Origin of the sequence: Bacteroides sp. 41_26, assembly GCF_949740115.1 — a bacterium.
In the GTDB taxonomy this organism is placed as follows: Bacteria; Bacteroidota; Bacteroidia; order Bacteroidales; family Bacteroidaceae; genus Bacteroides; species Bacteroides nordii.
In genome coordinates this window covers 1-15,986 of the sequence record NZ_CATJGZ010000090.1, presented here as the reverse complement: position 1 = coordinate 15,986, position 15,986 = coordinate 1, and the positions used below count along the sequence as shown (strand labels likewise).

General features: G+C 41.1%; 7 protein-coding genes. 1 reads left to right on the top strand and 6 read right to left on the bottom strand.

From position 1 onward, the window contains the following. Window positions 1-7: 7 nt before the first annotated feature. From QX565_RS13940 to QX565_RS13920, 5 genes are all read right to left on the bottom strand, one after another. Window positions 8-2,170, bottom strand: coding sequence for a T9SS type A sorting domain-containing protein (locus QX565_RS13940; protein ID WP_289293118.1), 2,163 nt, complete (start codon window positions 2,168-2,170; stop codon window positions 8-10). Window positions 2,171-2,249: 79 nt separating this feature from the next. Beyond that, complete coding sequence (locus QX565_RS13935; protein WP_221649550.1) at window positions 2,250-3,887, bottom strand: choice-of-anchor Q domain-containing protein; 1,638 nt, start codon at window positions 3,885-3,887, stop codon at window positions 2,250-2,252. A 24-nt stretch (window positions 3,888-3,911) separates the two neighbouring features. Then, a complete protein-coding gene (locus tag QX565_RS13930) occupies window positions 3,912-5,402 on the bottom strand; it encodes a RagB/SusD family nutrient uptake outer membrane protein (protein ID WP_221649549.1) in 1,491 nt (496 codons plus the stop codon). Between the two features lie 21 nt (window positions 5,403-5,423). Beyond that, window positions 5,424-8,582, bottom strand: coding sequence for a SusC/RagA family TonB-linked outer membrane protein (locus QX565_RS13925; RefSeq protein WP_195349740.1), 3,159 nt, complete (start codon window positions 8,580-8,582; stop codon window positions 5,424-5,426). Window positions 8,583-9,119: 537 nt separating this feature from the next. After that, complete coding sequence (locus QX565_RS13920) at window positions 9,120-13,160, bottom strand: hybrid sensor histidine kinase/response regulator transcription factor (protein ID WP_289293115.1); 4,041 nt, start codon at window positions 13,158-13,160, stop codon at window positions 9,120-9,122. Between the two features lie 275 nt (window positions 13,161-13,435). On the opposite strand from QX565_RS13920, the gene QX565_RS13915 reads away from it, so the two are divergent. Further along, window positions 13,436-14,722 (top strand): DUF4861 domain-containing protein, encoded by a 1,287-nt coding sequence (locus tag QX565_RS13915; RefSeq protein WP_289293113.1) that lies wholly within the window; start codon window positions 13,436-13,438, stop codon window positions 14,720-14,722. Window positions 14,723-15,024: 302 nt separating this feature from the next. On the opposite strand, the gene QX565_RS13910 is transcribed toward QX565_RS13915, so the two are convergent. Next, window positions 15,025-15,986, bottom strand: a 962-nt coding sequence (locus tag QX565_RS13910) for a methylmalonyl-CoA mutase family protein (protein ID WP_289293111.1), incomplete at its 5' end; no start/stop codon positions are given.

Below are 15,986 nucleotides of genomic sequence, written 5' to 3'. Positions count from 1 at the left end.
TATATAATCAAATCTTTAAAAACTTCAGCATACATACTTTTTTGCCATTGTCAACACGAAGGAAATAAAGTCCTTCATACAAGCCCACAGCCGAAAGAGTAACTGTCTGCTCATATTCTTCCTGAATATTCCAATGCCTCACTACCTGTCCGGATAAGCTGACTATCGACACACGTTCCGGTTTATCTTCCTGCGGAAAAGAAAGATGGAACTCATCCTTTACCGGATTGGGAAAAAGGTGGTAACCTACTTCTTCTCTGGCATTCTCAATCCCAACAGACGAATCATTCCAGCTGATAGTCTTTTCCAACACACCATTTTTATAGACGAAAAGTTCATCTGCGTCATTCTTCTGCTGTACATAGGGACTATTGAAGAGGTATTCTTCAGAAAGGGTCAACGGTACTCCGTTCACCTTGTAATTATCCTGATAAGCTTCGGTAGGCGGAAAGAATTGCAGCTGCAAAACATCACCACTCAGTGAAGTATACTTCACTGCCGGCTTACTTGTAGTATAATCCTGTTTTTCTATCTTTGTCTTGGTAAGAACCGCATTCTTGAATAACTCCAGTTCCTCACTACGGGTAGCCGCTTTATATTCCGGTTCTATTTCTGAGGTTTCCAGCACCCAGGCTCCTTTTCGGCAAGAGGTATCTTCCAAAGTAAGAACATCGTGATTGCTGACTACAAAATCTGTATTCGCCCACGTATAAGGTTCCAATGTTTTAAAGGCGAAAAGCATCGTTCCGGTATGACAAAAGATCCAGCCATCTGCCTCGATACGTTCTTTAATACCTCTTTTTGTGAAAGGCACATAGATACGGTAACGCTTTCCCTGAATATAAGTAGTCGGTACATTATACACCCCAACCGCTGCTTTTTCATATTGCATCACCCTGTGATAAGGGTTCTCTCCGTATCCTTCAATATTAGCATTTGTATTGTCGGTAGGACGGGCAGGATTGTCCTGACAAACAGAAAACACACTCTCTACAACATCACTTTGCCAGGCCAGATAAGTACGTTTGGTCTCTTTGTAGGCATAACAGGAAGTAGCTTTTGACAAATCATAAGGAATTTCTGTTTGAGTAGCCAAACCGTAATTGTTGCTTTGATATGTATATTTAAAACGTTTCCAGTTCAACACATCTTTGTTTGAACCATTCACTCCTATATCATTAATGTAACTGGTATATACATAAGGATATTCCTTCGAGTCGTAAACCTGTAACAAAGCCGGGTCGGGAGCCACATTACGTTTATAAGCCAACCAGAAATTCATACTTGCCGTATTATTGGTTACGGTCAGTCCCGGAATAAAAAGGTACTTATTCTCCTGATTACCGAAGTACAACCAGGCAAGCGCCGTTATATTCGAATTGGAAGCACGGGCACCTGTATATAATTGGTCCCAACCCTTACAACGAGGTGGATTGGCCACATACAGTCCCTGATTCCAGGCCGAAAGCAAACTGGCAATCATTTGCTGGTAAACCACATTAGCCTTTTGATTGATTTCCTCATCCTGACAGAACTCAGCCAACATACGTACATACATTATATTCGTAGAGAAATAAATGAATGCATCTGCTTCACTACAATTATTGTGGAAGAATTTATTCAGCCAATTCAAAATACGGGGACGATTATAATCTCTGATCTGCTTCGTTGTACGTCCGTACCGATCTGTAAAATCACTCCATTGCTCAGTAGCCATAAAGCCGACCGTATAACGTATCATATCCAAATTAAGAGTAATTCCTCTTGAATTATAATCACCTAACTGAAGAAACGTCTTTATTTTGGCTTTCAAAGACTCCGGCATATTGTCCTTTGTCAGCAAATAACCATGTAGTGTGGCATGAGCATAAAATTCAACGCCCGAACCCGTAGAGTTGTAATACAAATCAGGATCGGCTATATATTTGTCATACATAGCCTCCAGGTTGTTTATCGCCCGTGACTTATCGTAATTAAGATATAAACGTGCAAAATAATACGGACCCGTATATTTAGGATCACCTCCGGAAGGTGATGTACCCTTTGCCATATACTGAATCATAGCATCACACCGCTTCTCGTAGGTAGCCCCCGAAATCATAGACTGCGCTCTACTTTCAGCACTTATCATAAATAATAAGACACACAGCCAGATAGAAAGTTTTTTCATTGGTTCACTCATAAAATTACCGGAAAAAGTTCCGGACTACTTAAACTCAAGACTAAGTAGTCCGGATGTGTTTTTTTAATTAAAACAGGATTTTGCCTGATTGTGAAGTCTCACCTTCGGAGACAGACAGGAAATACACTCCACGCTCGATAAGAGAGATGGTTTCTCCATTACCCAGTTGTACGGATTTAACCAATGCGCCTGAAGTATTGTACACATTTACCTTAGCAAGCCCTTCAATACCATATACGGTAACTCCATTGCTGTTAGCAACCAATGTGAAGCGACTCTGCTCTTTCTGATTAGTAGTAATACCAGTAGCACCACTACCTAATTCGTAAGCACCTAAATCATACTTCTGACCTACCGGACGGGCATTACCACAAATGTCGGTCGTCGCAATCGTATAATCAGGAATGGTATTAACACCTTTATCTACCAAGTCTGATGCATTCAAAAGTCCCCAGTTTGCTTTGGCTATTGCTTCCAGCGTTCCTTCCAGAAATTCGTAACCAATACCGGCGTCTACTGTCGGACGAATGAAACGAGGAGCAAGTCCTTCTGTTACCTCTTCAGTAAAGTCATTGCTTTCAATCAACTGGTAAGAAGTTGGGTTTGTATTCAGGTTCTTATTTTCCATCCAGATACCTGCACCCTGGATTCCGCAGTATGCAAATGTCTCTACATATCCGGCCTGATTCAGGTTGAGATTATTCGCATTCCCCTGTTCGTTCACATTGCCCCAAAATACAGAGTTGTAAATAGTGGAATTTCCATTAGAGAAAACACCGCCACCAGCTTTAGCACCCATATTTTTTACTACGGTTGTATTAATCAACTTTCCGCTACCACTATGGATATAAACACCACCACCGCGAAAAACAGAAGAGTTATTATATATCACACAGTTTTCTGCTACTGCACTGTTATTTAAAAAGATACCACCGCCAAATGCGTTTTTACCGGAAACAACCTGGTTATTCCGAATAACAGAATTGCTGATAACACTTTTATTACCTTGTATATTAATACCGCCGCCATAAGAAGAACCGTCGGAATCGTCATTCTGATTCGTACAATTCTCAATCAAACAGCTCTTAACCAAACCGGCACCATCCACAAATACACCGGCTCCGTTTACAGCGCTATTCTTACTGGCTTCCGCTTTAATATTACGAACGATGCAATTACTCAGAACTGCATTATTTTTCAGGTAAGCCCCCGCCCCATGATCATTTACATTTGTATTATCACAGATCGTTATACCATCTACCACGTCTCCTTCTGCATTCATAGTGAATATGCGATAGCTGGGATCAGTATCGGTATTTCCCTGGAATTGTGTTTCGTATTCAAACTCCCAAGGCTCTACAATGCCATTTTCATCCTGATCTTTCAATATACGCTGTTCCAATGCGGTTTCATTTCCTTTAAAACCACCATATATCTGTACTCCTGCACGGTCTTCATTCAGATTGATGGAACCTGTCACCTGATAAATACCTTTCGCAACCCACACTCTATCTTTGGCAGCAATATTGCTCAATATACCATTAAACTTTCCATCGGTAATCTCTACAACCACATTGTTTTCATCCTGAGTAATATGACTCCAGGCTTCTGTATCGCTACTTAATTTCACATACACGTTCTTTGCATCTAACTGGTTGGAACAAGCCATTGCAATCATCAAAGATGCTAATAAATGTTTTTTCATAATAACTATTTTTTTAATAATACATTAATAACCTTCATTCTGCCACATGATATTCACATCGTTATAAGCTGCCATTTCGGCGAAAGGAATCGGTAGCAGCAACTGATAATCCTGAACTGTATACTGTCCGGAACCTTCGTCACGATGCTTAAAGTGCTCATTCATTGTAGAAACTGCTATTCCCCAACGAATCAAATCACACCAACGCAGGCCTTCAAAAGCAAACTCAACTCTTCTCTCCTGGATAATTGCATTGCGGAAAGTGTCTTTATCATACAGTTCTACAGGAGTCAATGCATCCAGTCCGGCACGAGCCCGTACGGCATTCAGAATTTTAAAAGGTTCACTGTTAATATCAGCCACATAGCCCAACTCGTTAAGAGCCTCAGCATACATCATCTTCACATCTGTATACCGCAGGATAGGAAGATTGTTTGCCCAGTCATTTTTCTCTTTCGGTGTGTAAGTATCCCACTTGCAATATTTGTATACCAGCTTGGACTGTGTATCATAGGTTCCGTTAATCTTCACATTGGTAACTACGGACAGAGCTTTACGTTTATCCACTTTCGGAGAGGTTTCGTAAGCATCCCATAAATTCTCCGACGCTCTCATATTTCCGCTATATCCGGTGAAAGGAGCCACATAAGCAGTGTTAGGTAATGTCAGTTTTTCAGGAATAAAACCGGTAATAAATGAATTACCTTCACCAATCTGTCCCCCGATAAACTGAACTTCCCAAACACGTTCTTTTCCATTGTCTTTGGAGTCAATGAAGCAGTCTTCATATTTTTTCTCCATTTCATAGCGTACAGATTCCTGATCTACTACCATTTTCAGGTAAGTCCGGGCATCTTCAAAATTATTCTGGAACATGTATAACCGGCCGAGCATTCCGGCAGCAGCATAGCGGGTAGCACGTCCGATATCATTCGTCCCCCATTCTTCGGGAAGCAATCTGATAGCCTCCTTATAATCGGATATAGCCTGTCCGAGAGTTGCCTCCTGAGTAGAACGCGGTATTTTGCGGATCTCCGCCAAAGGAGTTGTCTTTGTGATCAAAGGAACGCCTCCCCACTGCCAACCCAAACTCCAATAAGCATAAGCACGCAGAATATAAGCTTCTCCTTTAATGTAATCACGTCTTTCCTCATTTGTGAATTCTGCATTATCAATCTTATCCAGAATCAGATTACAGCGGTCAATTATAGACCAGTAAGTTTTCCAGGAAGTAGTCCAGATACTCTCGTTAGGTGAATCAACAAACCGGCCCACGTTATTTGCATTTCGCGAATCATCACTACGGTGGTTGATATACATAAACCAACAGGAGTTCGTATCATACAGAAGTTGTTGTTTTCCGTAAACAGCCGAGATAGCCTGCTCAAAATCCGATTCTTTTTTATAGCCTTCTTCCACCGTATAATCGGACTGTGGAGTAATGTCCAGAAAAGCATCACAAGCTCCCAACACAAACGACAACGATAACAATAATATGAATGTTATTTGCTTCATTTTTTCATTGTTTTTATAGAGTTAGAATACAAGATTTACACCAAGGGTATATTTTCGGCTCATAGGATATGTACTATAATCCACCCCGGCTCTTGTTGTAGAATTACCATAACTATTCGTTTCAGGAGATACACCCGGATAATTGTCAAAGGTTGCCACATTATCCAATGAAACATATACTTTAGCTTTCTTCAGGAAAGACTTTTTCAATAAGTCATTGGGTAAGGTATATGACAAGGTGATATTCTTGATTCTCAAGTAAGTAGTATCGTAGATACGTAAGTCTGAATTATTCTCATAAGTAGAATTACGGTTATAGATGTTGGGGGTTGTACCATCCCATGACATATCTACACCTAAATAGTAAGGAGTAGGATCTCCGCGATCTCCGTAAACAGCCTGATAATCGGGTTTCCAGCAACGTACCCAATGCGAGAACTGGTTAACTCCCGGAGAACCATAGTCCAAAGAACGTTGTCCAAGGAACATAACATCACCACCAATCTGTCCCTGAATCAAGACACTCAACTCAAAGTTCTTATAAGAGAAACGGTTTGTTATACCATAAATGACATCAGGGATATTATTTCCGTAAGGCACCAGATCGTCTTCTGTGATTACTCCGTCACCTACCAGTTTTCCGTCAACCATTTTAGTAGGTTGGTCCACCATCTTCACATTACCAATACGCTGACCTTTGTACACAGGTACCAGAGGTTTGTTTTCATCCGGAGTGCCATCAGCTTTCTTTTCAAAATCATCTGCAGTCAAGATACCATTCGTGCGGTAGCAATAGAACTGTGATACCGGTCCGCCTACGCGGGTTATGAACTTGCCATCCCACATTGAATCGGTGAAACTATCGATGCCTCCCATGTCCAGCACTTTATTCTGGTTGCCGGAAAGGTTCAGAGAAGTAGACCATTTGAATGTACCTGTCAGATTGTGACTTGTTATGTCCAACTCCCATCCTTTATTCTGAATGGATCCCAGGTTGGTACGGATTCTGTCATAACCGCTTGTCATTACAATAGGCAGATTAAACAACAGGTTATCGGTCTTGTTAATATAATAGTCAAAATTGAACTGCAAACGGTTATTGAAAGCAGAGAAATCCAATCCGAAATCAAGACTGGCTGTACTCTCCCATTTCAAATCTTCATTCTTCAGATTTTTAGGAGCCATACCAGCCTGAAGTGTATTGCCATAAGCCGAGTTATCAGTAGTCAGCACTGACAGATAATCGTAATATCCAATGCGGTCGTTACCCGATTTTCCCCAGGATGCTCTAAGTTTTAATAAAGAGATCCATTTTACAGAACTCAAGAATGACTCTTCATTGAGTTTCCATCCTGCCGAGAATGACGGGAACCATCCCCAACGATTGTTTGCACCGAAACGTGAAGAACCGTCATTACGTACGGTTGCATTAAGCAAATACTTTTCTTTATAATTATAACTTACACGACCAAAGAAAGAAGCCGTACGCACCTGGTATTTTTCCGTAGAAGCCCTTTTTGCCAAAGTAGCCACATTCAATGTCGGAATGTTCTCCAACGGCCATCCGGTTGCTTCACCATCAATACGATACTTATCAGTTGCATCGGCACTCTGTCCCAACATAACATTCAGGGCATGTTTGTTACCATACAAAGCATCATAAGTCAGAGTGTTCTGAATAGACCAGCTATTATTGCTTTGAGAATTACTTTTTCCCAAAGTTACATTATTGTTATTGTAGGTAACATTGCCCGGAACATAGTACTCATATACCCTACCGTCATAACTATAATTATACTGTGACTTGAACACAAGGCCTTTCATAAAAGTAATCTCAGCCCAGGCGGATGCTGCTGCCTTATTCTGCACTGTTTGATCCAGTGTTTCTTTCAAACGCTCCAAAGGGTTAGGATATACGGTAATACCCAGATTCGGATATCCCCAGTCACGGGTAGCTTCATCCAGTTTTACAATCGGTGCCTGCATCAAAGCGTGCTGAATAACAGTCTCTTTGCCCTGTGCCTCTTTATTATCCTGCTTACTACGTGAAGCGGAAATATTAGCGCCTACTTTTAAATAATCCGAGAGATTCAATGTTCCGTTCAGGCGGAAGTTAATACGGTTATAGTAGGTCTCTTTAATGATACCCTTCTGATCATAATAACCTCCTGAAAAATAGATCGTTCCCATCTTATGTTTACCCGATGCAGACAACTGATAGCTCTGTACAGGCGCAACCTGAGTAATTGCTTTTTGCCAATCTGTAGTCACCAAGTCCGGGTCTAACCAGGAATCCGGAATCTTATTTGCATCGGCACGTGCGCTCATAGGGTCACTCATTGAACCTCCACTACGCAAATGGTCGTTGTTTCTCTTCCAGATATTGAAAGCCAGCCATTCTTTGGCATCCATCATACTTACATATTTCTCCGGATCTTGCAGACCATAGAAACCGTCAAACGTAACAGCCGGTTTGTCACTGCCTTGCTTCGTTTCGATCAGGATAACCCCGTTTGCACCGCGGGCACCATAAATAGAAGTAGCCGAAGCATCTTTTAAAACCTGTATGGATGCCACATCAGCAGGATTGATATCACTCATGCTTTCATAGGGTACACCATCAATAACATACAGCGGATCACTGCTACCATTGATCGTATTCACACCACGAATACGTATTTGCAGTTCTTCGCCGGGAACACCGCTTGTGCTTTGGGCACGAACACCTGCCAGATTACCAGCCAATGCTTCTCCCAGTGTAGCTACAGGACGCTCCTTGACAGCTTCGTCTGTCATTTTAGACACCGATGAAGTAAGATTCTGCTTTTTTACACTACCGTAACCAATAACGATTACTTCGTCCAACGCTTTACTATCTTCACTCAAAACCACTTTGATATTGTTCTTACCGGAAATCTTAATGGTTTTAGTTAAATAGCCGATGTAAGAAACAACCAGAGAACCGTTTTCCGGGGCATTTACCGTGAAATGTCCGTCTAAATCCGTAATGGCTCCCATGGATGTTTCTTTCACCAAAACATTTGCACCTATAACAGGCTCACCAGATGGGTCAGTTACTATTCCGGTAACCTTCATTTGTGCAAAAGCTACATTACAGATTAATAACAGTGCAGTTACCCAAATGAATCTGGAATTTGTTAGCAAAATGTGTTTTTGCATACTTAAGTTTGATTTTTGTTTTGATTAAACTTATTCTTGTTTTAATAATATAATAGATGCTATAATACATCTGATAGATAGAAGATATCTTTGAAGATATTCTGAAAGGTGGTCAGGTTAACTCGTTACTTTTTCCATACGCATTATATTTTAAGATTTCTATTAATTTCTGTTGCAAATGTATCCGCACGGCACCAATAACAGTAGGAGAATCGTATCAATCCTCTGTAGAATTGTGTCATACCTGAAAATATTTTGTAATCTGGTAAATTAGTATCACCACTGGTAGTTTTGTATAAAGGAGGTAGCAAGCCGCTTTATACAAAAAAGGAAACCGATCGTTCCATTTCGTTTCATATTCATGAGAGTTTTGTTTCATCAGGATGAAACACTTTGTTTCAACCTATTGAGAATTTTGTTTCAATGCTTTGAGAAAAGTTTCTCAATACGTTGAGAATTCTTTCTCAAAGCATTGAGAGTTTCTTCTCAAAGCATTGAAACACCCCTCCGCCCCAAGGCAGGAACAGCAAAAGTATGCTATTTCATATTCTTCTGATATTCCTTAGGAGTGATCTGGAATACAGACTTAAATACTCTGGAAAAATAAGACGGATCAGAAAATCCGGTCTGGTAAGCAATCTCTGATATGGTATATTGATTCTCACGAAGCATATCAGCAGCCATTTTCATTCGTATATTCACGATCAATTTATTAGGTGAAATCCCGGAAACAGCTTTTATCTTTCTGAAAAATTGTATTCGCCCATATCCCATTGCTTCATACAAATCGCTTACTTGCAATTCAGAATCAGAAGCTTTTTCTTTTATCAGTTCTATCAGCTTATCCATAAAAGGATCCACTGCAGCAATCTCCGGCATCGGAACTTCAATAGCCGACATTTTTTCGCCAAAGAGCCGGCGGAGTTGTTCCCTGTTCTTAATAATACTTTCTACTTTAGCTTTCAAAACAGTTATATTGAATGGCTTCAATATATAGTCATCGGCCAGCACGCTATATCCCTCCTTTATATGTTCATCCAACACCTTTGCCGTGAGCATGACAAAAGGAATATAAGCAAGCTTAGGATTCGACTTTACTTGTTCACAAAATTCCAGTCCATTCATTTCCGGCATCATCACATCACTCAATATGATATCCGGGAACTTTTCGAGTGCCAGTTCTAATGCGACACGCCCATTGGCAGCTTCAATCACTTTATAAGAAGCCGACAATTGTAATACGAGATATTTTCTCAGGTCTTCATCATCCTCTGCCACCAGCACAACAGGCGCTTCGTCCGTTTCATTCGGATTCGCATCCTCCCACAAAGGTTCGCCGATTGGTTTCAGACTCTCTTTCTCTAATGCAAATGTCTTATCCACCGAATCTCCCTCGACATAAACCACGTCATCTTTTGTATACTGCTCCTTCCCCAATTGAAGCTCTATGAAAAAAGTGGTTCCCTGCCCGACAACACTTTCTGCCCAAATCTTACCATGATGCAGGCTTACTACATACTTTGCCAGGTTAAGCCCGATGCCACTACCGAACATATTGGACATGCTCCCCTGTTTCACCTGGAAAAATGGATCGAATATCTTATCTATATTCTCCTGTGATATACCTTCACCATAATCCTGAACGGACAGGAGCAGTTTGTCACCTTCTACGGAAGATACCACCTTTATAACACTGTCATCCTTTGAATGCTTTATGGCATTGGACAAAAGATTAAAAATCACTTTCTCCATCAAATCGGCATCAATCCACCAGTTACTTCCGTAGTAATCATTGGTATACCGGATCACAATACCCCGTTTCTGTAATAATTCCGAGAAACTGTCTATTCGCTCTGTCATAAAAGAGACCATATTCACATTAGACAGATTCAGCTGCATGGCTCCATGTTCCATCTTCCTGAAATCCATCAGTTGATTCACCAGCAAAAGCAACCTGTTCGAGTTCTTCAATATTTGTTTCACCGAATAAACAAACTTCCGGGGCAAGGCCTCATCATACAGTATATCTTCCGCAGGTCCTTTTATCAAAGTCAACGGAGTGCGTAACTCATGAGAGAAGTTGGTGAACAACTCAATCTTCATCTTATAATCACGCTCAATATTCTCCTTTTTTATCTCTTCGATTTTCAACCGGTATTTAGCCGTCTTTTTCATATAATAATACCGCAAAATGAGATAGATCATGAATAAAACTAAAAGAGAATATAGCATTTTGGCCCATACCGACAACCATACAGGAGGATTAACAATCAAAGGCAGGCTCGTTATAGCGTCTCCCCATACTCCATCACTACTACAAACTTTAACCTGGAACGTATAGATGCCGGCCGGCAGATTGGAATAGATCGCTTCATTTCTATTGACATAATTCCACTCCTTTTCAACCCCTTTCAAACGGTAGGCGTACTTCACACCATCCGGGAAAAGATAATCCATAGCCGAAAATTTGATCTGCACGGAAGAGTTTCCATAATTAAGTTCAATCTCTTTGAAAGCCTCGGCGTTATCAAACAGAAGATGATTGGAGCCCGTAATAGAGTTCAGAGTCTCTACCTGAGAAATACGGGGTTGTAAGGCAATGCCGGAAGTATTGTACAACTCGTTCAGAAGTAATTCTACCACTCCTCCTCTACCACCCACAAAGATGTTTCCATTAGAGGCTTCCAAAAAGGAATGACCGGAAAGTTCATGAATAGGAAATCCGTTCTTATAAGTATAGTTCAAAACTTGTTGATCTCTGGTTATCCGGGAAATCCCCATTAAGGTGGCAACCCAGATCATACCGGTCTGTTTATCCTGAATAATATCATAGATGGTATTGTGTGCAATCTTATCCTGCCCGAAGAAATGAATCACCTCATTACTCTTCGAATCATACATATATAATCCGGAATCATACGTTCCAACCCATATATTCCGCTCACTATCTTCATAAAGCACACTCACATTCTTGTTTTCAAGTTCTTTTCCTCCCCAGGGTTCACCTTTAAAATATTTAAGCTCATCATCCAGGTTACGCTGGAAGCGCCACACACCTCTGGTACGTGTTCCTACCAACATATCTCTTCCAACAGGAAGAATGTCCTGAGTAAACATAAAACGGGTGGTACCATCGTAATTGGTTGATAAATCAACAGAACTTTTTCGCAGAGCAACATCAAATAATGATAATTCATCCTGCGCTATCCACAGCTTCCCATCCACATCTTTGGCAATAGACCGGATCTGGGAAGAAGCGGGTGAACCGATATCATAGCGTGATACCTTCCTGGTATCCAGATTCAGGACAAATGTTCCCTGATTCAGCAAATAGAATAATATTTGATTCTCTGACAGCCGATATACATAATAAATTTCAGAGTTGGTATCTATCTCCAATTGATTATCCAGATTTACACGATGCCACTGTCCGGAGATCAGATCAATCACAAAAATACCGGTATTGCATCCCACCCATATCTGCTGTTTGTATTCAACCAACTTTCCTACTACACGGAGAGGCTCTTTACGAATTTCCGAATGGAACAAATAGGATTTAAATTTCGTATATTTGGAGTTGAAAAGCATGGCTCCTTCATTGAAGGTTCCGATCCATAAAGACTCCTGCCGGTCTTTAAACAAACACATTTGCCGGTTCACTTTAGCCAATTCGGTAGGAAAAATACCAGAGACCGGATGAACTTTCAAAGAATTACTCACGTCCAACGCATACAATCCGTTGTCGGTAGCCAACAGCAAAGTAGAATCATTATACTCTAACAAATCATGTATCTGTGCTTGCTTAAACCCTATTTTCAAATCACTGGTATCTACTCTTTTTAAGGTATAACCGTCAGAATCAGCAATGAAAATATTTCCCAGATCGGCAGCACACCATATCCTTTGCTTTGTATCACGCATTATTTTGGAAGAGACAGGACGCTCTTCTTTATCTTTGAAAGAAGTGATAACGTTGGTTTTTATATTAAACTCCATTAATCCCTGCTGTACAATATCGATCAGCAAAGTATGTTCACCCGAAGCCGCCATCGCATTAATATACTTCCCCCGGAAGGCTTCCACACAGGAACTTGTATTACCCCTAAGAAAATAAAGCCCCGATTTGGTTGCTACCCAGACAGTTGAATCATTCTCCATCCAGATATTTATAACAACTCCCCGTGGCAGTTCGCCCTGATAAGCCTGTGACAGATCTTTAAATTTACCAGTATACGGATTGAACAGCATTACTCCGTTAAAAGTTCCGATCCACATATTACCGGCCTTATCGGGAGTTATATTGATCACATCATTAGACTGGCCTACAAACTCTTCATTATGATTATAATAAGTTTTGGACTCATATCCGTCAAACCTGTTAAGTCCATTCTTAGTTCCCATCCAGATAAATCCGAGAGAGTCCTGATAAATAGCTTTCACCGAGTTATTGGAAAGCCCATCCATCACAGTCAATGTCCTAAAAGAATAGTCATTACCCAAAGCACTTATCGACAAAAAGCTCCACCACAAGCTAAAGCAAATGAGCCAGAACTTCCTGTTAATGACAATGTTTTTCATATTTCTTTCACACAATTGGTATAAATGTACGCAAATATAGGAATTAAATTAAATATCATGCGAACGCTACAAAGATAAACCTTAATAGATAAGAAACATGTGAAAATTATATCAAGTACTTGTACTTTCGTATAATAAACCTGTTTTTAGAAGCCGATAAAAGCGGAAACAATACAAATTTACCAGAATATGGATCAGATTTCATACCTTTTTAAACAGAATATTACCACTTTTGCAACCAACATTAAATAAGTTCTGAAAACATGAAAACAAGTATGAAATTCTTATTCATTTTGGGAGTAGCTGCTGTGGTCTGCGAAAGCTGTGCGGAAAGAAATGCAGATATAATCACACTAACCAATCCAACAGATACTTCCCGGCAAGACGAAGCCTGTGTAATCAAGCGCAAAGACCTGTGTGCGGAAAATCAGAAATTGGTTCCCGTACTAAAGGATAAAGGAGGACAGTATATTCCTTCCCAGTTAGACGACCTGGACGGAGACGGACTATGGGATGAACTGGCATTCGTATACAACATAAACGAAAAAGAGAAACTGACTTTACAATTAGAATGGATAGATGAAGCGAACTACCCGGCTTTCTCTGTGCGAACCAATGTACATTATGGCAAAATGAAGCGCCCGGGAGTGATAGAAGAGCTGACAACCGACATGCATGGAAAAGAAAACCTGGCACGAGGTGGAGACGATAACAATCCTTATCCCTACCAGACAGACGGCCCATCATGGGAAAACGACAAAATGGGATTCCGCCATTACTTTGACGGGCGAAATTGTAGAGATGTGTTTGGAAAAAGAATACCCGATCTTGTGCTCGATACAGTAGGTATCCGTCCCGACGGAACTCCGGGTGATACCTATCACGTTCTCCGCCCCTGGGGAAGAGACATTATGAGTGCTGCCAACTCTTTCGGACTGGGAGGTATAGCTGTTCAATTGCCCGATACCCTTTTACGTATGGGAGTTACTATAGAAGAAACTGTAGATAATGTGGACTCAACACGTTACACACTTGTTTGTAAAGGCCCTGTGCGCTCTATCTTTAAATTAGACTTTTATGGATGGCAAGTGGGGAATACCAAAGTCGATGTACATGAAACAATGACTATTTGGGCAGGAAAGTATGGATATGAAAATGAGATAACAACTTCTCCTCTACCCGATAACGCAGTATTGGTAACAGGAATTGTAGGAAACTTCAACGATATGCCTCAAAGACTGGAGACTTATGATCGGAAAGTTGTTTCTATGAGTACGCATGACCGGCAAACTTATAATAAGGAGTGGTATATGGGGATGAGTCTCATTATGCCGGTGAGCAACTATTCCGATGTCTTTAATGCGCCCGACAAGGGTTCGGATATCCTGAAAACGTGGTGTGTAAAAATGAAACCCAATGAAGAAGGAAAATACCTGTTCAATGCCTATGCTGCCTGGGAACTGGCAGACGAACAATTTACGAACAGGGATTATTATATGAATATGATTGATAGCTATGCCCGGAATATGGTAAATCCGGTTGTAGTAGAAATATCCAAATAAGTTTTTTGTAATCAGATTGTTTCAGGGATGTATTAGTGAGAGGTGACAAAAGTAAAACTCGCTATCATTAAAACGCAGATGATCGCTAATTGACGCAAAGAATAAATGAATATTTGCGATAAGTTACGTGAATCTGCGTTTATGATATTGTACATGGAAGCTTTCTCCGACTTTTGGGCACACCCTCCTGTTTATAAAATACCAACTTGAAACAGCCCTGTCTCTTCTGTACCGAATAAAAAAACAGGAGCAGTGCCAATTGGCTCCTACCCCTGTTCTTATTTCTTAAAAGCCTTATTGGCTTATTCTTCGTCCAGCAAAATCTCCAGTATCTGGCAAGCCGCTTTCGCTACCGGTGAACCCGGACCGAAAATAGCAGCCACACCTGCTTTATACAAGAAATCATAGTCCTGAGCAGGAATTACACCACCGGCAATCACGATGATATCTTCGCGCCCTAACTTCTTCAATTCGTCAATGATCTGCGGAATCAGTGTCTTGTGTCCGGCAGCCAATGAAGAAACGCCCACTACGTGAACATCGTTTTCAACAGCTTCGCGGGCAGCTTCAGCCGGAGTCTGGAACAACGGTCCCATATCCACATCGAAACCACAGTCGGCATAGCCGGTTGCTACTACTTTGGCACCACGGTCGTGACCGTCCTGTCCCATTTTTGCAATCATGATACGAGGTTGACGTCCCTCTTTCTTCGCAAACTTCTCGGCCAGTTCACAAGCACGCTTGAAGTCGCTGTCGTTTTTACTTTCTGATGAATACACGCCTGATATAGTTCTGATTACTGCTTTATACCGTCCTACAATCTTCTCGCATGCGTAAGAGATTTCACCCAGTGTAGCACGAACCCGGGCAGCTTCTACAGCCAGCTCCAGTAAGTTACCTTCTTTGGTTTCCACGCACTTGGTAATAGCTTCGAGGGCTTTCTGCACTTCAGCTTCGTTACGTCCTTCTTTCAAACGTTTCAGGTTCTCAATCTGCTCCAGACGAACAGCCGTATTGTCGATTTCAAGAATATCAATCGGAGCTTCTTTCTCCAAACGATACTTGTTCACACCTACGATAGTCTGTGAACCGGAGTCGATACGAGCCTGTGTACGGGCAGCAGCCTCTTCAATACGCATCTTAGGGATACCGGTTTCGATTGCTTTCGCCATACCACCCAACTTCTCTACCTCTTCAATCAGTTCCCATGCCTTATGGGCAAGATCATTGGTCAAAGATTCTACATAATAAGAACCACCCCATG

What these genes read in the sequence shown, in the direction of transcription:
- QX565_RS13920 (WP_289293115.1), bottom strand. Translation starts at nt 13,160, where the DNA reads ATGAAAAACATTGTCATTAACAGGAAGTTCTGGCTCATTTGCTTTAGC.
- QX565_RS13935 (WP_221649550.1), bottom strand. Translation starts at nt 3,887, where the DNA reads ATGAAAAAACATTTATTAGCATCTTTGATGATTGCAATGGCTTGTTCC.
- QX565_RS13925 (WP_195349740.1), bottom strand. Translation starts at nt 8,582, where the DNA reads ATGCAAAAACACATTTTGCTAACAAATTCCAGATTCATTTGGGTAACT.
- QX565_RS13915 (WP_289293113.1), top strand. Translation starts at nt 13,436, where the DNA reads ATGAAATTCTTATTCATTTTGGGAGTAGCTGCTGTGGTCTGCGAAAGC.
- QX565_RS13930 (WP_221649549.1), bottom strand. Translation starts at nt 5,402, where the DNA reads ATGAAGCAAATAACATTCATATTATTGTTATCGTTGTCGTTTGTGTTG.
- QX565_RS13940 (WP_289293118.1), bottom strand. Translation starts at nt 2,170, where the DNA reads ATGAAAAAACTTTCTATCTGGCTGTGTGTCTTATTATTTATGATAAGT.